19 protein-coding genes and 1 pseudogene are annotated in these 17,736 nt (G+C 71.6%); 10 read left to right on the top strand and 10 right to left on the bottom strand.

The annotated features are described in order from the left end of the window. Nucleotides 1–160: 160 nt before the first annotated feature. The 8 genes and pseudogenes from QFZ71_RS02190 to QFZ71_RS02155 all read left to right on the top strand — a co-directional run bounded on the left by QFZ71_RS02190 (nucleotide 161) and on the right by QFZ71_RS02155 (nucleotide 7,186). The gene (locus tag QFZ71_RS02190) at nucleotides 161–781 is read left to right on the top strand and encodes a TetR/AcrR family transcriptional regulator (RefSeq protein ID WP_307666549.1); all 621 of its coding nucleotides are present in this window, start codon (nucleotides 161–163) and stop codon (nucleotides 779–781) included. Nucleotides 782–918: 137 nt separating this feature from the next. Then, nucleotides 919–1,221 carry an urease subunit gamma gene (locus tag QFZ71_RS02185; protein ID WP_307666548.1) on the top strand — a complete coding sequence of 101 codons (303 nt, stop codon included), beginning with the start codon at nucleotides 919–921 and terminating at the stop codon, nucleotides 1,219–1,221. Nucleotides 1,222–1,234: 13 nt separating this feature from the next. Beyond that, complete coding sequence (locus QFZ71_RS02180) at nucleotides 1,235–1,546, top strand: urease subunit beta (RefSeq protein ID WP_307666547.1); 312 nt, start codon at nucleotides 1,235–1,237, stop codon at nucleotides 1,544–1,546. Beyond that, nucleotides 1,539–3,261, top strand: a pseudogene (locus QFZ71_RS02175) (urease subunit alpha). Before QFZ71_RS02180 ends, QFZ71_RS02175 begins: the two are co-directional and overlap by 8 nt. A 12-nt stretch (nucleotides 3,262–3,273) precedes the next feature. Further along, nucleotides 3,274–3,936, top strand: coding sequence for an urease accessory protein UreF (locus QFZ71_RS02170; RefSeq protein ID WP_307666546.1), 663 nt, complete (start codon nucleotides 3,274–3,276; stop codon nucleotides 3,934–3,936). A 30-nt stretch (nucleotides 3,937–3,966) separates the two neighbouring features. Next, on the top strand, nucleotides 3,967–4,644 hold the full coding sequence (gene ureG, locus QFZ71_RS02165) for an urease accessory protein UreG (protein WP_307666545.1): 678 nt from the start codon (nucleotides 3,967–3,969) through the stop codon (nucleotides 4,642–4,644). Further along, nucleotides 4,641–5,429, top strand: a complete 789-nt coding sequence (locus QFZ71_RS02160) for an urease accessory protein UreD (RefSeq protein ID WP_307666544.1) — start codon at nucleotides 4,641–4,643, stop codon at nucleotides 5,427–5,429. Before ureG ends, QFZ71_RS02160 begins: the two co-directional genes overlap by 4 nt. A 173-nt stretch (nucleotides 5,430–5,602) precedes the next feature. Then, nucleotides 5,603–7,186, top strand: coding sequence for an alpha/beta hydrolase (locus QFZ71_RS02155; RefSeq protein WP_307666543.1), 1,584 nt, complete (start codon nucleotides 5,603–5,605; stop codon nucleotides 7,184–7,186). Between the two features lie 31 nt (nucleotides 7,187–7,217). On the opposite strand, the gene QFZ71_RS02150 is transcribed toward QFZ71_RS02155, so the two are convergent. From QFZ71_RS02150 to QFZ71_RS02120, 7 genes are all read right to left on the bottom strand, one after another. Beyond that, nucleotides 7,218–8,270, bottom strand: a complete 1,053-nt coding sequence (locus QFZ71_RS02150; protein WP_307666542.1) for an NAD(P)-dependent oxidoreductase — start codon at nucleotides 8,268–8,270, stop codon at nucleotides 7,218–7,220. Nucleotides 8,271–8,334: 64 nt separating this feature from the next. Beyond that, entirely contained in the window at nucleotides 8,335–9,051 is a 717-nt protein-coding gene (locus QFZ71_RS02145) for a 1-acyl-sn-glycerol-3-phosphate acyltransferase (RefSeq protein ID WP_307666541.1), read from the bottom strand. A 176-nt stretch (nucleotides 9,052–9,227) separates the two neighbouring features. Next, entirely contained in the window at nucleotides 9,228–9,386 is a 159-nt protein-coding gene (locus QFZ71_RS02140) for a hypothetical protein (protein WP_307666540.1), read from the bottom strand. Nucleotides 9,387–9,452: 66 nt separating this feature from the next. Further along, the gene (locus QFZ71_RS02135) at nucleotides 9,453–10,403 is read right to left on the bottom strand and encodes a cytochrome c oxidase assembly protein (protein ID WP_307666539.1); all 951 of its coding nucleotides are present in this window, start codon (nucleotides 10,401–10,403) and stop codon (nucleotides 9,453–9,455) included. 111 nt (nucleotides 10,404–10,514) lie between these two features. Continuing rightward, the gene (locus QFZ71_RS02130; protein ID WP_307666538.1) at nucleotides 10,515–11,540 is read right to left on the bottom strand and encodes a 6-phosphofructokinase; all 1,026 of its coding nucleotides are present in this window, start codon (nucleotides 11,538–11,540) and stop codon (nucleotides 10,515–10,517) included. 178 nt (nucleotides 11,541–11,718) lie between these two features. After that, the gene (locus QFZ71_RS02125) at nucleotides 11,719–12,447 is read right to left on the bottom strand and encodes a type 1 glutamine amidotransferase (RefSeq protein WP_307666537.1); all 729 of its coding nucleotides are present in this window, start codon (nucleotides 12,445–12,447) and stop codon (nucleotides 11,719–11,721) included. Nucleotides 12,448–12,481: 34 nt separating this feature from the next. After that, a complete protein-coding gene (locus QFZ71_RS02120) occupies nucleotides 12,482–13,720 on the bottom strand; it encodes a MurT ligase domain-containing protein (protein WP_307666536.1) in 1,239 nt (412 codons plus the stop codon). A gap of 114 nt (nucleotides 13,721–13,834) precedes the next feature. On the opposite strand from QFZ71_RS02120, the gene def reads away from it, so the two are divergent. After that, the gene (def, locus tag QFZ71_RS02115) at nucleotides 13,835–14,383 is read left to right on the top strand and encodes a peptide deformylase (protein WP_307666535.1); all 549 of its coding nucleotides are present in this window, start codon (nucleotides 13,835–13,837) and stop codon (nucleotides 14,381–14,383) included. An 89-nt stretch (nucleotides 14,384–14,472) separates the two neighbouring features. On the opposite strand, the gene QFZ71_RS02110 is transcribed toward def, so the two are convergent. Beyond that, nucleotides 14,473–15,150, bottom strand: a complete 678-nt coding sequence (locus tag QFZ71_RS02110) for a TetR family transcriptional regulator (protein WP_307666534.1) — start codon at nucleotides 15,148–15,150, stop codon at nucleotides 14,473–14,475. Between the two features lie 187 nt (nucleotides 15,151–15,337). Here QFZ71_RS02110 and QFZ71_RS02105 point away from each other — a divergent pair, with 187 nt between their 5' ends. Further along, nucleotides 15,338–16,564 (top strand): acyl-CoA dehydrogenase family protein, encoded by a 1,227-nt coding sequence (locus QFZ71_RS02105; protein ID WP_118900888.1) that lies wholly within the window; start codon nucleotides 15,338–15,340, stop codon nucleotides 16,562–16,564. 90 nt (nucleotides 16,565–16,654) lie between these two features. On the opposite strand, the gene QFZ71_RS02100 is transcribed toward QFZ71_RS02105, so the two are convergent. Together QFZ71_RS02100 and QFZ71_RS02095 are read right to left on the bottom strand one after the other, a co-directional pair. After that, entirely contained in the window at nucleotides 16,655–17,143 is a 489-nt protein-coding gene (locus QFZ71_RS02100) for a glutathione peroxidase (protein WP_307666533.1), read from the bottom strand. 49 nt (nucleotides 17,144–17,192) lie between these two features. After that, a complete protein-coding gene (locus tag QFZ71_RS02095; protein WP_307666532.1) occupies nucleotides 17,193–17,717 on the bottom strand; it encodes a GNAT family N-acetyltransferase in 525 nt (174 codons plus the stop codon). Nucleotides 17,718–17,736: the final 19 nt, after the last annotated feature.

Genomic DNA, 17,736 nt, shown 5'->3' with positions numbered 1-17,736 from the left:
GAAGGGCCTCGATTCATCGGGCAGCGGGGGCTGGGAGAAGTCCGCGGGGGGCGCGGAGGAAGGGACTCAAAAAGAAGGATCGTTCGTTTTACGCTTCGCCCCCACTGTCGGCATCCTCCGTTCGATTGTCAAGAAGGAACGTTCGTTTTAGGTTGAGCCCATGGCTCGCGTATCCCAGGAACACCTCGACGCCCGCCGCCGTCAGATCCTCGACGGCGCGGCGCGCTGTTTCGCCCGCAACGGCTTCCACGGCACGTCCATGCAGGACGTACTGAAAGAGGTGGGGCTGTCCGCCGGAGCGGTCTACCGCTACTTCCCCGGCAAGGACGACATCATCGCCGCCATCACCGAGGAGACCTTCGGCGTCATCCGGGGCGCCTTCGAGGAGGCCGCCCGTATGACGCCGCCGCCCACCCCGGACGCGCTGCTCGCGCGAGTCCTCGGCGGGGTCCTCGCGGGGCAGGTGCACGGACTGGAGCGCCGCACCTTCGCCGCGCTCGTCGTGCAGCTCTGGTCCGAGACACTGCGCGACCGGCGGCTCGCCGCGCTGCTGGACGACGGGTACGCCGCCATGCGCGGGGTCTGGGCACATCTGGTCGACGCCTACCGGTCCGCCGGAATCCTGGCGAGCGACGTGCCGAGCGACCATGTGGCGCGCACGATGATCGCGACCGCGCAGGGGTTCATCGTGCAGGAGGCGCTCTTCGGGGACGTCCGGCCGGACGTGCTGGAAGGCGGGTTGCGCGGGCTGATGGCCATGAAGACGCAAAAGACCGGTTAACGCGCCGGAAAAACTTCCGCCCTAACGTGCAATGCCTGGACGCGAGTGGCCCTTTCGTCTTCAACGAATTGTTGAACACGGATAGGGTCCCGCTGCGTCCGGAGCCGGTGCCGGACGGAAGACGATGAGGTGGAAGCGTGCAACTGACCCCGCACGAGCAGGAACGCCTGCTCATCCATGTGGCCGCCGACGTGGCCGAGAAGCGCCGCGCACGCGGGCTGCGGCTCAACCACCCCGAGGCCGTCGCGCTCATCACCGCCCATCTGCTGGAAGGCGCACGGGACGGCCGTACGGTGGCCGAACTCATGGCGTCCGGGCGGACCTTGCTCACCCGTGACGACGTCATGGAGGGCATCCCCGAGATGCTCCACGACGTCCAGGTGGAGGCCACCTTCCCGGACGGCACCAAGCTCGTCACCGTCCACGACCCGATCGTCTGACGGGGCGGCGCCGATGATTCCCGGAGAGATCCTGTACGGGGACGGGGGCATCCCCCTCAACGAGGGGCGGGCGGTCACCCGCCTCACCGTCCTCAACACCGCCGACCGCCCGGTCCAGGTCGGTTCCCACTACCACTTCGCCGAGGCCAACCCCGGCCTGCGCTTCGACCGCGCCGCCGCCCGCGGTCTGCGGCTGAACATCGCCGCCGGCACGGCGGTCCGCTTCGAACCCGGCATCCCCGCCGACGTCGAACTCGTGCCCCTCGCCGGCCGCCGCGTCGTCCCCGGCCTGCGCGGCGAAACCGGAGGTGCCCTCGATGCCTGACCTCGACAGAGCCGTGTACGCCGACCTGTTTCGGGCCCACCACCGGCGACCGTGTCCGGCTCGCCGACACCGATCTCTTCGTCGAGATCGAGGAGGACCGCTCGGGCGGTCCCGGAAACGCGGGCGACGAGGTGGTGTTCGGCGGCGGCAAGGTGATCCGCGAGTCGATGGGCCAGGCCCGTACCACCCGCGCCGAGGGCGCGCCCGACACGGTCGTCACCGGAGCCGTCGTCATCGACCACTGGGGCATCGTCAAGGCCGACATCGGCATCCGGGACGGCCGGATCACCGGCATCGGCAAGGCCGGCAACCCGGACACCATGGACGGGGTCCACCCCGACCTGGTGATCGGGCCCGAGACCGAGATCATCGCCGGCAACGGGAAGCTGCTCACGGCCGGAGCGGTCGACGCCCACGTCCACTTCATCTCGCCCACCCTCGTCGACCAGGCGCTCTCCAGCGGCATCACCACCCTCGTCGGCGGCGGCACCGGGCCGGCCGAGGGCAGCAAGGCCACCACCGTCACGCCCGGCCCCTGGCATCTGGCCCGGATGTTCGAGGCGCTGGACACCCTCCCCGTCAACATCGGGCTGCTCGGCAAGGGCAACACGATGTCCCACGACGCCCTGCACTCCCAACTGCGCGGCGGTGCCCTGGGATTCAAGATCCACGAGGACTGGGGCGCCACGCCCGCCGTCATCGACGCCTGCCTCACCGTCTGCGAGCGGACCGGCGCGCAGCTCGCCATCCACACGGACACCCTCAACGAGGCCGGGTTCGTCGCCGACACCCTCGCCGCCATCGCGGGCCGCACGATCCACGCCTACCACACCGAGGGCGCGGGCGGCGGGCACGCGCCCGACATCATCAGCGTGGTCTCCGAGCCGTACGTCCTGCCCAGCTCGACCAACCCCACCCGGCCGCACACCGTCAACACCGTCGAGGAACACCTCGACATGCTGATGGTCTGCCACCACCTCAACCCCGCCGTCCCCGAGGACCTGGCGTTCGCCGAATCCCGGATCCGGCCTTCCACCATCGCGGCCGAGGACATCCTGCACGACCTCGGAGCCATCTCGATCATCTCCTCCGACTCCCAGGCCATGGGGCGCATCGGGGAAGTGATCCTGCGGACCTGGCAGACCGCCCACGTGATGAAGAAGCGGCGCGGAGCGCTCCCCGGAGACGGCGTGGCCGACAACCACCGGGTCCGTCGCTATGTCGCCAAATACACCATCAATCCGGCGGTCGCCCAGGGCATGGGCGACGAGATCGGTTCCGTGGAGACGGGCAAGCTCGCCGACCTCGTCCTCTGGGACCCCGCGTTCTTCGGGGTGAAGCCGCAGACCGTCATCAAGGGCGGCCAGATCGCGTACGCCCAGATGGGCGACGCCAACGCCTCCATCCCGACGCCCCAGCCCGTGCTGCCCCGGCCGATGTTCGGCGCGCTGGGCCGCGCCGCCGCGCACAGCTCCGTCACCTTCGTCCCCACGGCGGCGATCGAGGACGGACTGCCCGAACGGCTCGCCCTGCACAAGCGGTTCGCGCCGATCACCAGCACCCGCGGCGTCACCAAGGCGGACATGCGCGAGAACGACGCCCTGCCCCGCGTCCAGGTCGACCCCGACAGCTTCGCCGTCACCATCGACGGTGATCCGGTCGAGCCCGCACCGGCGGCGGAACTGCCCATGGCCCAGCGCTACTTCCTCTTCTGAGCGGACCGACCCATGTCCCGTGCCGCACTGCTCGTCCTCACGGACGGCCGGTTCCCCGCCGGGGGCCACGCCCACTCCGGTGGCGCCGAACCGGCCGTCGCCGAGGGCCGCGTCCACGACACCGCCTCCCTCGCCGACTTCTGCCGGGGACGGCTGCACACCGCGGGCCTCACCGCCGCCGCGCTCGCCGCCGCGGCGGCCCACGGCCTCGACCCGCTCGCCCTCGACGAGGCCGCCGATGCCCGAACGCCCTCACCCGCCCTGCGGGCCACCGCCCGCAAGCTGGGCCGCCAGATGATGCGGGCGGCCCGCGCCACCTGGCCGAGCCCCGACCTCGACGCGCTCGCCGCGGCCCGCCCGCGCGGCGCCCACCAGCCCGTCGTCCTCGGGCTCACCGCGCGGTCGGCGGGTCTGGACCCCGAGGACGCCGCCCACTGTGCCGCGTACGAGACCGTGAGCGGTCCCGCCACCGCCGTCGTCCGGCTCCTGTCCCTCGACCCCTTCCACGCCACCGCCGTCCTGGCCCGGCTCGCCCCCGAGCTGGACCGGGTCGCGGAACAGGCCGCCGAGGCAGCCCGGCAAGGCATCGATGCCCTGCCCGCCGCCTCGGCCCCGCTCCTCGACATCACCGCCGAGGCGCACGCCGCCTGGCCGGTCCGCCTCTTCGCCTCGTAACCACCCGCTCGACCACCCCAGGGAGCCCTCATGCACCTCGGCCACATCCACGACGGCCCCGCCGCCGTCGGCGCCGACGCCACCCGTCCCGACGGCACCCGGCGCGCCCTGCGCATCGGCCTCGGCGGTCCGGTCGGCTCCGGCAAGACGGCCACCGTCGCCGCCCTCTGCCGGGTACTGCGCGACCGGCTCTCCATCGCCGTGGTCACCAACGACATCTACACCCGCGAGGACGCCGACTTTCTCCTGAACAACGCCGTCCTGCCGCCCGAGCGGATCCAGGCCGTCGAGACCGGAGCCTGCCCGCACACCGCGATCCGCGACGACATCTCCGCCAACCTCGAAGCGGTCGAGGACCTGGAGGAGGCCGTCGGCCCCCTCGACCTGATCCTCGTCGAGTCCGGCGGCGACAACCTCACCGCCACCTTCTCCAAAGGACTGGTCGACGCCCAGATCTTCATCATCGACGTCGCCGGCGGCGACGACATCCCCCGCAAGGGCGGCCCCGGCGTCACCACCGCCGACCTCCTCGTCGTCAACAAGACCGACCTCGCCCCCCACGTCGGCTCCGACCTGGAGCGCATGGCCCTCGACGCCAAGAAGCAGCGCGGCGAACTCCCCGTCGCCTTCACCTCGCTGACCTCCGCCGAGGGCGTCGGACCGGTCGCCGCCTGGGTGCGCGACCGGCTCACCGCCTGGACCGCGTGAGCGTCCACGCGCGGGCCCGGCTCCGCGCCGAGCCGGACGGGCGGGGCGGCACCGCCCTGCCCGTCCTGGAGAGCGACGGCCCGCTCGCCCTGCGCCGCACCCGTTCCCCGCACTCCTCGTACGCCAGGGTCACCGTGGTCGGCGCGATGAGCGCCCCGCTGAACGGCGACCGCCTCGCCGTCGAGGCCGAGATCGCGGACGGCGCCCGCCTCACCGTCGACGCGGCGGCGGCCACCGTCGCCCTCCCGGGTCCACGGCCGGACGCCGACCCGTCCACGTACACGGTGAACCTGACCGTGGGGGAGGGGGCGACCCTGCACTGGCTCCCCGAACAGCTCGTCTCCGCCCGAGGCAGCGACCTGCGCCAGGCCACCCGTGTCGAACTCGCCCCCACCGCACGCCTGCTGCTGCGCGAGGAACAGATCCTCGGCCGCCACGGCGAACCCACCGGCGCCCTCACCACCCGCCTCACCGTCCACCGCGCGGGCCGCCCGCTCCTCGACCAGCAACTCGCCTACGGCCCCGGCGCTCCGGGCGGCTGGAACGGCGCGGCCGTCCTGGCCGGCCACCGCGCGGTCGGCCAACTCCTGCTGGCCGACCCGGCGTTCGTGGATGCCCCGCCCCCGTCCCGTCTGCTCGGCCCCACCGCCGTCCTCACCCCGCTCGTCGGCCCCGCCGTCCTGGTGACCGCCGTGGCCACCGACGCCCGCCTGCTGCGAAGGACCCTGGACGATGCGATGGGCGAACTGCTGGACGGGCTGAAGGCGGACCACGACGCGGGCTGAGGGAGGCTCGGCCGACGGAGTCCGCTCAGCGAACCTCCTTCACCGGTTATGGGTTCGGTAAAGAAACAGGTGTACGCCCTGGCCCCGGACGCCCCGCAGACGGAAGGATCCCCCGCACGTACCGATGACCACGCCGCCTTCGGCGGCGGATCGGATGAAGGGGGAGGTTCCACGTGAGACGTACCACGGTGCTCGGCTCGGCCGGGGCTCTCGTCGCGGGCACGCTCATAGCGGGGGCGATGGCCGCACCCGCCGCGAGCGCGGACGGCCGCCATCACGGACGGGGCGACGCGGAGGCGCGCGGAGTCGCCGTCGCGGCACACCGGGCGGCGCAGGCCGGGATCGACTGGAAGCACTGCCCCGCGGACTGGGGTCTGCCCGCTCCCATCCAGTGCGGCTGGGTGACCGTGCCGCTCGACTACGCCGAGCCGCACGGCAAGAAGATCAAACTCGCCGTCGACCGGCACGTCAGCACCGGCACGCCGAGCGAGCGCCAGGGCGCCCTGCTCTACAACCCCGGCGGCCCCGGCGGCTCGGGCATGCGCTTTCCCACCCGGATCACCAACAAGAACCCGCTCTGGACGAAGACCGCGAAGGCCTACGACTTCGTCGGCTTCGACCCGCGCGGTGTCGGCCGCTCGGCCCCGATCTCCTGTGTGGACCCGCAGGAGTTCGTCAAGGCCCCCAAGGCCGACCCCGTACCCGACACCGAGGCCGACAAGCGCGCCCAGCGCAAGCTGGCCCGCGAGTACGCCGAGGGGTGCGGCGAGCGCAGCGGTGCGATGCTGCCGCACATGACCACGCCGAACACGGCACGCGACCTGGACGTCATCCGGGCCGCTCTCGGGGAGAAGAAGCTCAACTTCCTCGGCGTCTCCTACGGCACCTACCTGGGCGCCGTCTACGGCACGCTCTTCCCGGACCACGTGCGGCGCATGGTCGTCGACAGCGTGGTCGACCCCTCGCGCAAGAACATCTGGTACCGGGCGAACCTGAACCAGGACATCGCCTTCCAGACGCGCTGGGACGACTGGAAGGCGTGGGTCGCCGAACACGACTCCGTCTACGGCATCGGCGACACCCCGCAGAAGGTCGAGGAGGCATGGCTGGAGCTGCGGGCCGCCGCAAAGAAGAAGCCCATCGGAGGCGTGGTCGGACCCGCCGAACTCATCGGCTTCTTCCAGGGCGCGCCGTACTACGACTCCGCCTGGGCCCCCACGGCCAAGACCTGGAGCGCCTACCGGGCCGGTGACACCCGGGCGTTGATCGACGCCGCCGCCCCCGACATGAGCGACCTCGCGGGCAACGCCGCCTCCGAGAACGGCAACGCGGTCTACAGCGCCGTGGAATGCGCCGACGCCCCGTGGCCCACCGACTGGCGCACCTGGGACCGGGACAACACCCGGCTGCACGCGAAGTACCCGTTCATGACGTGGGCGAACGCCTGGATGAACCTGCCCTGCGCCACCTGGCCGGCCAAGCAGCACACCCCGCTGGACGTGAAGACCGGCAAGGGCCTGCCGCCGGTCCTCATCGTGCAGTCCACCCGCGACGCCGCCACCCCGTACGCGGGCGCGGTCGAACTGCACAAGCGGTTCAAGGGGTCCCGGCTCATCACCGAGAGGAACGCCGGGTCCCACGGCGTCACCGGGCTGGTCAACCCCTGCGTCAACGAGCGGGTGGACGCCTACCTGCTCACCGGGAAGACCGACCGGCGCGATGTGACGTGCGCTCCGCACGCCACGCCGAAGCCGTAGCCCGGCCGCGGAGGCGTCCGGCCGGGGCTGCTCAACGGCGGCCCCGGTCGTACGCCTCCAGCCAGGCGTCCTCCGCCGCGTAGTCGAAGAGCCATGCGCCGTAGTTGGCGAGCATCTTCGGGAACGCCTCCCGCCAGTCGCGCTCCGCCAGCTGTCCGGAAAGCCACGCGACCGTTTCCGGCAGCGACTCCGCGTACCCGGTCACCGGGCGGTACCCGAGCTGTTCCTCCGCCGCCGTCATGTCGTACACCACGGGGTGGGCGCCGCTCCACGGCGTCACCCCGACCTGCCCCTGTGGGGAAGCGCCGTCGATCAGCACCGTCTCCGTCTCCCGCCCCAGCACGTCATCGATCGCCGACGCGATCTCCGCGACCGTGGGGGCCTCGGGATCCGCCGCGTTCAGCACACGGGATCCCGGCCTCCCGGCGGCCAGCCGGATCAGCTCCGCCGCGTTGGACACATGGACCGGATGGAAACGGCTCTCCCCGCGGTACGCGAACACCCGGCGCCGCCGCCCGTCGAGCAGCCGCTTCACCACGTACAGCTCACGCGGTGTGCGGCAATGCGGACCGTGGACCGCGCCCGCGCGCAGCAGCGTCACCGGCAGGTCCCCACCCGCCGCCAGCAGATCCCGCTCCAGCAGGACCTTCCGCGTCCCGTACGTGGCGTCCCCCGGCGCCACCGTGCGCTGGGTCTCCGGCAGCGGCACCGGATAGCGGGGGAAGCCGTCGCTCGCCGCCTGGGTGTCGAAGCTGCGGCCCCGGTCGTCCTCGTACACCGCACCGCTGGAGATCACGACGGCGGACCCGATCCGGCCGGACAGCCCCGTCAGCTGCCGGGCGTGCGCCCCGCCGAACGCCACCATGTCGACCAGCACGTCACAGCCGTCGCCCAGCGCCTTCCCCAGCGCCCCCTCCTCGTCCCGGTCGAGCGCCACCGCGCGCACTCCGAAGTCCCATCCCGCGTCCCGGCCACCGCCCCGCGAGGCCGCGGTGACCTCCCAGCCGTCCTCGGCCAGCGCCCGCACCGCGGCCCGCCCGATCTGCCCTGTCGCTCCCAGTACCCATGCGTGTCCCTTGCTCATGGGAGGGACGTTAGGGGAGTGCGCCCGCCGGGACGAGGCCGCTCCGCCAGGGGCGAATTCGCGCTCAGCGTCGCAGCTTCGGGAACTTCCTCGGCGGCGCGCTCTCCTGCTCGGCCGCCTTCACCTTGGCCGCGTACTCGTCCACGTACTCCTGACCGGAGAGTTCGAGGATCGCGTACATGATCTCGTCCGTGACGGCCCGGATCGCCGCCTTCCGGTTCTCCATGCCCGCGTAGCGGGAGAAGTCCAGCGGTTCGCCGAACCGGATCGCTACCCGCTTGATCTTCGGCACGACCTGGCCGGGCGGCTGGATCTCGAAGGTTCCGACCATGGCGCAGGGGATCACCGGCACGCCCGCGGTGATCGCCATGACCGCGACCCCGACCTTGCCCTTGTAGAGCCGGCCGTCGTGCGAGCGGGTGCCCTCCGGGTAGATCCCCAGCAGCTCGCCCTTGCCCAGCACACCGAGCCCCTCGCGGATGGCCGCCTGTCCCGCGTCCTTCCCGGACCGGTCCACCGGGATCTGGCCCGCGCTGCGAAAGAAGTAGGCGGTCAGCCGGCCCTTGAGGCCGGGGCCCGTGAAGTACTCGGCCTTCGCCAGGAAGGTGATACGGCGCTTCAGGATCGCCGGCATCAGGAAATGGTCGGAGAACGAGAGGTGGTTGCCCGCGACGATCGCCGCGCCGTCCTCCGGAATGTTCTCCAGGCCCTCGATACGGGGGCGGAACAGCAGCCGCAGTACGGGGCCCAGCACGATGTATTTCAGGACGTAGTAGAACACCTTGAGGGCGCACCTCGCTCTGCCGGGCCGACTCGGGACCGCGCGGTCACCCCGACACGGTGGTACCGGGGGATCAACAGCGTAGGCCCCCGGTACCGCCGTGTGACCGCAGTGAACCGGTTCTCCGCCTCGTACCCGCCCCGGAGCCCGTCAGGCGTGGTCACCCGCCGCGGCGCTCAGGTGTCGCGGGTGGCCAGCATGCCGAGGGTGCACAGGCCCAGCACCACCCAGCCGAACCACAGCCAGCCGCTGCTTCCCAGCGCCACCGTGTACGCGGTCACCGCGACCAGCGCCCCGACGGTCAGGTATCCCATGGTCTTCGTCGATCCGGACATGCGCGCACGCTCCTCGTCGGCCGCGCGGCCGTTCCCCCCATGGTCGCCCCGTACGCGCCCGCCGCGCTACTGCCCGCGTGCCTGCAAAGAGGCGAGATAGGCGTTGTACGCCTCCAGCTCCTTGTCGCCGTCGCGGTCGGCGGCCCGGTCCGTGCGCCGGGCGACGCGCTGCTCGGAGTTGTACCACTGGTAGACCAGCGCGATGAGCACCAGCACGGAGGGGATCTCGCTGAACGCCCACGCGATGCCCCCCGCCCAGTTCTGGTCGCTCAGGGCGTCGATGCCCAGCGAGGCGGGCGGGTTCCGGTACGTCTTCACCATCGGCGTCGACGCCATCATCAGCGCGATCCCGAAGAAGGCGTGGAACGGCATCCCGGCGAACAGCTCCAGCATCCGCATCAGGTAGCCGGGCCGGTGCGGACCCGGGTCCACCCCCATGATCGGCCAGAAGAAGACCAGGCCGACCGCCAGGAAGTGCACCATCATCCCGATGTGGCCGGGCTTGGAGCCCATCAGGAAGTCGAAGATCGGGGTGAAGTACAGCGCGTACAGGCTCGCGATGAACAGCGGGATCGTGAACACCGGGTGCGTGATGATCTTCATGTACCGGCTGTGCAGCAGCTTCAGCAGCAACTCGCGCGGCCCGGTCCGCCCCCGGCCGGCCGGCGGCAGCGCGCGCAGCGCCAGCGTCACCGGCGCGCCCAGCAGCAGCAGGATCGGCGACAGCATGCTGATCACCATGTGCTGCACCATGTGCACGCTGAACATGACCATGCCGTAGTCGTTGAGCTTGGTGCACATCACCAGCGCGATGCTCAGCACGCCCACGGTGAAGAACACGATCCGGTTCACCGGCCAGCCGTCCCCGCGCCGGCGCAGCCGCACCACGCCGTACCCGTACAGGGCGAGCGCCAGGAGGCAGCCGGTCAGGAAGAACGGGTCGACGGAGAGCTCCAGCCCCCGTCCCAGCGTGAACGGCGGCAGATCCATGTTCATGCCGTGCCCGCTGTGATCCATCAGTTCGCTCCCGCTGGGGACGTGTCCCCGTTTCGTGCCGGTTGTCCGGTCCAGAGTAGAACTGCCCCCGGCAGCGGTCGCGGCCGGGGGCAGTTCTGGAACGACGTGTCCCTAGAGCACGCACTCCGCCTCGGCGTACCGGTCGGCCGGGACCGTCTTCAGCGTCTCGACCGCCTCCGCCAGCGGCACCATCACGATGTCGGTGCCGCGCAGCGCGGTCAGCATCCCGAACTCGCTCCGGTGCGCCGCCTCCACCGCGTGCCAGCCGAACCGGGTCGCCAGGACCCGGTCGTACGCGGTCGGCGTGCCACCGCGCTGGACGTGGCCGAGTATGACCGGGCGGGCCTCCTTGCCGAGCCGCTGCTCCAGTTCGCCGGAGAGCTGGGTCGCCACCCCGGCGAACCGCTCGTGGCCGTAGATGTCCTTGACGCCCTGCTCGAACTGCATGGAGCCCTCGCGGGGCTTGGCGCCCTCGGCGACCACCACGATGGCGAACTTCTTGCCCGCCGAGAAACGCTTGCCGACCAGCTCGGTCAGCTCGTCGATGTCGAAGGGGCGCTCGGGCACCACGATGGCGTGGGCTCCGGCGGCCATCCCGGAGTGCAGCGCGATCCAGCCGGTGTGACGGCCCATGACCTCGACGATCAGCACCCGCTGGTGCGACTCGGCGGTGGTCTTCAGCCGGTCCAGCGCCTCGGTGGCGACGCCCACGGCGGTGTCGAAGCCGAAGGTGACGTCGGTGGAGGCGATGTCGTTGTCGATGGTCTTGGGGACACCGACGATCGGGAGCCCCGCCTCGGAGAGGAGGTGGGCGGCCTTGAGGGTGCCCTCGCCGCCGATCGGGATGATGGCGTCGAGACCGAGGTCCGCGACATGGCCGCGGGCGCGCTCGACCCCGTCACGCAGATGCGCCGGCTGGACCCGGGAGGAGCCGAGGATCGTACCGCCACGGGCCAGGATGCCGCCCACCGCGTCGAGGTCGAGCTTGCGGTAGTCGCACTCCAGCAGGCCCTTCCAGCCGTCGTGGAATCCGATGACCTCGTCGCCGTGGTCCACCACCGCGCGATGGACGACGGAACGGATGACGGCGTTGAGGCCGGGGCAGTCGCCGCCGGAGGTGAGTACACCAATGCGCATGGCCCGAGAACCTTTGCAACGTTTAGTCGACGACCGGACCACGTCGTCCGGCTGGATCCCCGCCACCCTACCGGCGCAGGGTGGCGGGACCGAACCGGCCGTCCGCCTGCTGGACTCCGCTCGACCGAGCGCGGAACGTCTCAGGCGGACACCGCTCAGGAGAGCGGAAAACGCCTCATCAGGCGGGCTGTGTGGCCGCCGCGATCCGCTCGGCGCGCAGCGCCTCGTACCAGCGGTCGTCGGTGGGCGGCAGCGCGTTCACGTCGAGGGCCAGCTTCAGCAGCAGGTCGGCGATCTGCGGGTTGCGCGCCAGTACCGGGCCGTGCATGTACGTCCCGAAGACCGTGTCGTTGTACGCCCCCTCCGTGCCGTCCCCGGTGCCGTTGCCCCGGCCGAACCGCACCCGCGCGAACGGGCGCGCCGTCGGTCCCAGGTGGGTGACGCCCTGGTGGTTCTCGAAACCGGTCAGCGGCTCCAGTCCGAGCTGCGGGTCGATGTCCGCCAGGACGTCGCCGACGCACCGCGCGCCCTCGCCGCGGGTGGAGACCACGTCGAGCAGACCGAGGCCCTGCTCACGCTCACCGAGGTCGTTGATGAACTCGTGGCCGAGGATCTGGTAGCCCGCGCAGACCGAGAAGATGATCGCGCCGTTGGAGGCGGCCCGGCTGAGCCCGCCGTCCCGGCGCAGCCGCTCGGCCGCGAGGCGCTGCGGCCGGTCCTCGCCGCCGCCGATCAGATAGATGTCGCCGGACGTCGGCACCGGCTGGTCGCTGCGCACGTCCACGCGCTGCACGTCCAGACCGCGCTGCCGGGCCCGCCGCTCCACGACCAGCGCGTTGCCCTGGTCGCCGTAGGTGCTGAGGAGGTCGGGGTAGACCCAGACCAGACGCAGACCGTTGTTGCTCATGCTTCGTCCTCTCCGGAGGTGGCCGGGGCCGGGGTCAGTTGCCGACACGACGGCGCAGATCCTGGAAGGCGGTGTAGTTGGCGATGACCTCGATACGGCCGGGCGGGGCGTACTGCACGGCCTCGTCGAGCGTCTCGCAGACCCGGAAGTCGAGACCGGCCACTTCGAGGCGGACCGCGAGGTCCAGCTTCCGGTCGCCGAGCACGAAGATCGGGTGGCCCGCCAGCTGGGTGTAGTCCACGTCCCACAGCCACGAGGTGTCCGTGCCGTCCGCGCCGCGCGCGTTGACCGAGAGGATCACCGGCGTGGGCGGCGGATCGATCAGCGAGAACGTCTCCAGCCAGCCGGCCGGGTTCTTCGCCAGCAGCAGGCGCAGCTCACGGTTCTGGAAGGTGACGACGTCGTAGCGTCCGGCCACCGCCTGCACCTGGTACATCCGCTCCAGGGCGACCTGCGGCGGTACCCCGAAGACGGCGGCCACGGCGGCCGACGTCGCGGCGTTCGCCTTGTTCGCCCGGCCCGGCAGCTGGAGGTGGATCGGCCACGCCGAACCGTGCGGGTCCAGGACGTAGTCGCCGTTCAGCGCCCAGCTCGGGGCGGGGCGGCGGAAGCCGCACTGCCCGCAGAACCAGTCGTCGCCGGGGCGCTGCATCACACCGCCGCAGGACGGGCAGGACCAGGCGTCGTCCTTCCACGCCTGACCGGCCGCCACCCACACCACGTTGGGCGAGGAGGAGGCCGCCCAGACGACCAGCGGGTCGTCCGCGTTGGCGATGACCACGGCCTTCGAGCCCGACAGGCCCTCGCGCCAGTGCTCGGCCATCATCCGGGTCTCCGCCGCGCGGTCCAGCTGGTCGCGGGAGAGGTTGAGCAGGGCGATCGCCTTGGGGGTGGTGTCGCGGGCGACCCCCGCCAGGTACTTCTCGTCGACCTCGATCACGCCGAACTTCGCGTCCGAGCCGCCGGCCAGCGCCGAGGTGATGCCCGCGGGCATGTTCGCGCCGAGCGCGTTGGACACGACGGGCCCGGTGGCCCGCAGCGCCTCGGCGATCAGCCGCGTGGTGGTCGTCTTGCCGTTCGTCGCCGACACGAGGATCACGTCCAGGTGCTGCGCCAGCCGCCCCAGCAGGTCGGGGTCGAGCTTGAGCGCCACCCGGCCGCCGATCACCGATCCGCTGCCCCGCCCCGCGGCGCGTGACACCGCCGCCGCGGCCTTGCCCGCCGTCACGGCCAGTTTGGCCCGCGGCGACAACGGCTCCGTGTTGCCTGCCATCGTCCTAGATCCTCCTTGCATCGGTCCGCGCCCAGCCTATCGATGTCCGGCGCGAGGGCCGCACCGCGGCACCGGGGGAACTCCCCGGTGCCGGCGGAACGTACGCTTGCCGCCATGCGAAACCGCCCGATCCCCGGCAGTTCCGGACTCGTCCGGGAGATGAGTCTGCTCGGCGACCCGTTGCTCCACCGCGCCTGTGAGGACGTCACGGATTTCGGCCCGTCGCTGGCGCGGCTGGTCGAGGACATGTTCGCCACGATGTACGCCGCACAGGGTGTCGGGCTCGCCGCCAATCAGATCGGCGTCCCGCTCAAGGTGTTCGTCTACGACTGTCCGGACGACGACGATGTCCGCCATCTGGGACACGTGGTCAATCCCGAACTGGTCGAGGCGGACGGACTCACCGTACGCGGACCGGAGGGCTGTCTGTCACTTCCGGGTCTGGAAGCGGGCACGGAACGCTTCGACCACGCCGTCGTCGAGGGGCTGACGATGACCGGTGAGCCGGTCCGGATCGCCGGGACGGGATGGTTCGCCCGGTGCCTCCAGCACGAGTGCGACCATCTCGCGGGCACCGTCTACACCGACCGGCTGACCGGACTGCGGCGCAGCAGGGCGCTGCGGGCGGCGCGCAAGGCGCCCTGGGCGCGCAGGAGCACGTAGAAGCCGTACCCGCCGGGGTCGGCGAGGGCCGCAGACGCCGGACGCGCCCGACCGCCCCGCGGCCGGGCGCGTCCGGTGCGTCCGGGGTGTCAGAACCCCGGGCCGTCCTTGAGGTCGCCCGCCGCCGCGAGCCTGCCCCACAACAGATCCGCCAGGGCTCCGACCAGCTGTTCGCGGGCGCAGGGCCGGTCGCCGAGCCACCAGTCGCCCGCCGCGTGCATCATGCCGACGATCCCGTGGCCCCAGATGCGGGCCGTCTGCTCGCTGTCCGGGCCCAGGTCGACCCGTTCGGCGATCACCTGGCCCAGCTCCTCGCCGAGGCGGCGCAGCAGCGGGGCGGAGTGCCGGCCCACGTCGAAGCCCTGCTCGGCGGGGGCGGGGGAGGTGTCGGCGGGGGAGGCGTCGGCCGACCCGTCGGAGGGGTGCATGAGGAAGCGGTAGACCTGGGGGCGGGCCTCGATCGCGGCGAGGTAGGTGTCGAGCGTGGACTCCACCCGCCGGCGCCGGTCGGCGGGCGCGTCCAGGGCGGCCCGCAGGGCGCTGAGCAGCGCGTCGGTGTGGCGGGCGGCCAGCGCGCGGTAGAGGCCGCCCTTGTCCCCGAAGTGGCGGTAGAGGATGGGCTTGGTGATCCCGGCCTCGGCGGCGATGGCGTTCATCGAGGCCTGCGGTCCGTCCCTGAGCACCACCCGGTCCGCCGCTTCCAGCAACTCGCGGCGACGGCTCTCGGCCGCGGTCCGCTGTCGCTCGGCGCTTCGTGCGGTCTCCATGTCGTCCCTCTCCCACCCCTGGCCACGCGATGGCGTCGCATCGCTCCTGCACGCCCGCGCAACGTAACACCCCGCGCGGAGGGCGTCGGATCGGCTCCGGGGCGGTTGACAGTTGCTACTTGCCGGTAACAGACTGTGGTTACCGCAAGTAACGCTCGCTTTCCGCAGCAGTGCCTGGAGGGGAAACATGGCCGAGTTCACGCTTGAGCTCAACGACGACCAGAAGCAGGTCAAGGAGTGGCTCCACGGCTTCGCGGCGGATGTCATCCGCCCCGCCGCCGCGGAGTGGGACGAGCGTGAGGAAACGCCCTGGCCCGTCATCCAGGAAGCGGCCAAGGTCGGCATCTACTCCCTCGACTTCTACGCCCAGCAGTTCTTCGACCCTACGGGTCTCGGCATCCCCATGGCCATGGAGGAGCTGTTCTGGGGCGACGCGGGCATCGCCCTGTCGATCGTCGGTACGGGCCTGGCGGCCGTCGGCGTCCTCGCCAACGGCACCGAGGAGCAGATCGGCACCTGGATCCCGCAGATGTACGGCGACGCCGACGACGTGAAGGTCGCCGCCTTCTGCTCCTCCGAGCCCGACGCCGGATCGGACGTCGCCTCGATGCGCACCCGCGCCGTCTACGACGAGGCCAAGGACGAGTGGGTCCTCAACGGCACCAAGACCTGGGCGACCAACGGCGGGATAGCCAACGTCCACGTCGTCGTCGCCGTCGTCGACCCCGACATCGGCTCCAAGGGGCACGCCTCCTTCATCGTGCCGCCGAACACCCCCGGCCTCTCCCAGGGGCAGAAGTTCAAGAAGCACGGCATCCGGGCCTCCCACACCGCCGAGGTGGTCCTGGAGGACGTCCGCGTCCCCGGCCACTGCCTCCTCGGCGGCAAGGAGAAGCTCGACGAACGCCTCGCGCGGGCCCGCGAGCGTGCGAAGTCCGGCGGCGAGCGCGTCAAGAACGCGGCGATGGCCACCTTCGAGGCCTCCCGCCCGGCCGTCGGCGCGATGGCCGTGGGCACCGCCCGCGCCGCCTACGAGGTCGCCCTCGACTACGCGAAGACCCGCAGCCAGTTCGGCCGCCCGATCATCGACAACCAGGGCATCGCCTTCCAGCTCGCCGACATGCGCACCCGCATCGACGCGGCCCGGCTGCTGGTCTGGCGTGCCTCCTGGATGGCCACCACCGGAAAGCCGTTCACCTCGGCCGAGGGCTCCATGTCCAAGCTCTACGCGAGCGAGACCGCGCGGGACGTCACCGCGCAGGCCATCCAGATCCTCGGCGGCAACGGCTTCACCCGTGAATACCCCGTCGAGCGCATGCACCGCGACGCGGCCATCTACACCATCTTCGAGGGCACCAGCGAGATCCAGCGCCTGGTGATCGCCCGCACGCTCTCGGGCATGCCGATCCGTTAGCGGAGCGGCGGAACGGCCCACGGCGGGCCGAGGCACGACGGAAGGGGCGGCCGGGGACGAACAGCTCCCCGGCCGCCCCTTCCCACGTCATCACCCCGGCAGGTGCGCCTCGATCGCCGCGACGACCGCCGTGGACTCCGGCTCCACGCCCGGCCGGAGCCGGGCCACCGGCTCACCGGCCGGCGAGATCACGAACTTCTCGAAGTTCCACCGGACGTCCCCGGCCTCCCCGTCCGCGTCCGCCAGCTTCGTCAGCTCCGCGTACAGCGGATGCCGTCCGGCGCCGTTGACGTCGGTCTTCTCCAGCAGCGGGAAGCTGACCCCGTAGGTCGTCGAGCAGAACGTCCGGATCTCCTCCGCGCTGCCCGGCTCCTGCCCGGCGAACTGGTTGCAGGGGATGCCGAGCACGGTCAGGCCCCGGTCCCCGTACGTCTGCTGCAACCGCTCCAGGCCCTCGTACTGCGGAGTGAGCCCGCACTTGGAGGCCACATTGACCACCAGGACGGTCCGGCCGCTGTACGCGCCCAGCGTGGTCGGCTCGCCCGCGAGGGTGCGCAGCGGAATGTCGTGCAGCGTCATGAAGCTCTCCCTGATCTTCGCGTGTGGTGCACATGGTGCCACCCGCCGCTCACGGAGCGGCGAGTTCCTTGTAGTAGAAGGTGGTCGGCTTCAGGCTGCCCGCAGGATCCGCCGCGTATCCCGGAACACTCCCGACCTCCGTCCACCCCGCCTTGCGGTAGACCTGTTCGGCCAGGCTGCCGCTCTCGGTGTCCAGGATCAGCAGCGTGATGCCCTCCGCCGCCGCGTACGCCTCGACGGCGGCCAGCAGCGCCCCGCCGAGCCCCTGACCGCGGGCCGACGGCCGCACCATCAGCTTGGCGACCTCCGCGCGGTGCCGGGCGTTCGGCAGCGGCGCGCGCACCAGCGCGATGGTCCCCGAGACCCGGCCGCCGTCCCGCGCGATCCAGATGCCGATGGTGCCGGCCTCCACGGCGGCGGCCCGCTCCCGCCACCAGACCGCGGCCGCCTCCCGGTCCAGCGGCGCCAGGAAGCCCACCGAGGACCCCTCCTCGACGGTCTCGACCAGCAGGCCGGCCAGCTCGTCGGCGTAGGTGACCAGCTCGGGAGCGGAGACATGGACGATCTCGGTCATGGGGCGGGTCCTTTCACGG

Origin of the sequence: Streptomyces sp. V2I9, from assembly GCF_030817475.1 — a bacterium.
GTDB lineage: Bacteria > Actinomycetota > Actinomycetes > Streptomycetales > Streptomycetaceae > Streptomyces.
This window is presented reverse-complemented; position numbering and strand designations above follow the sequence as displayed.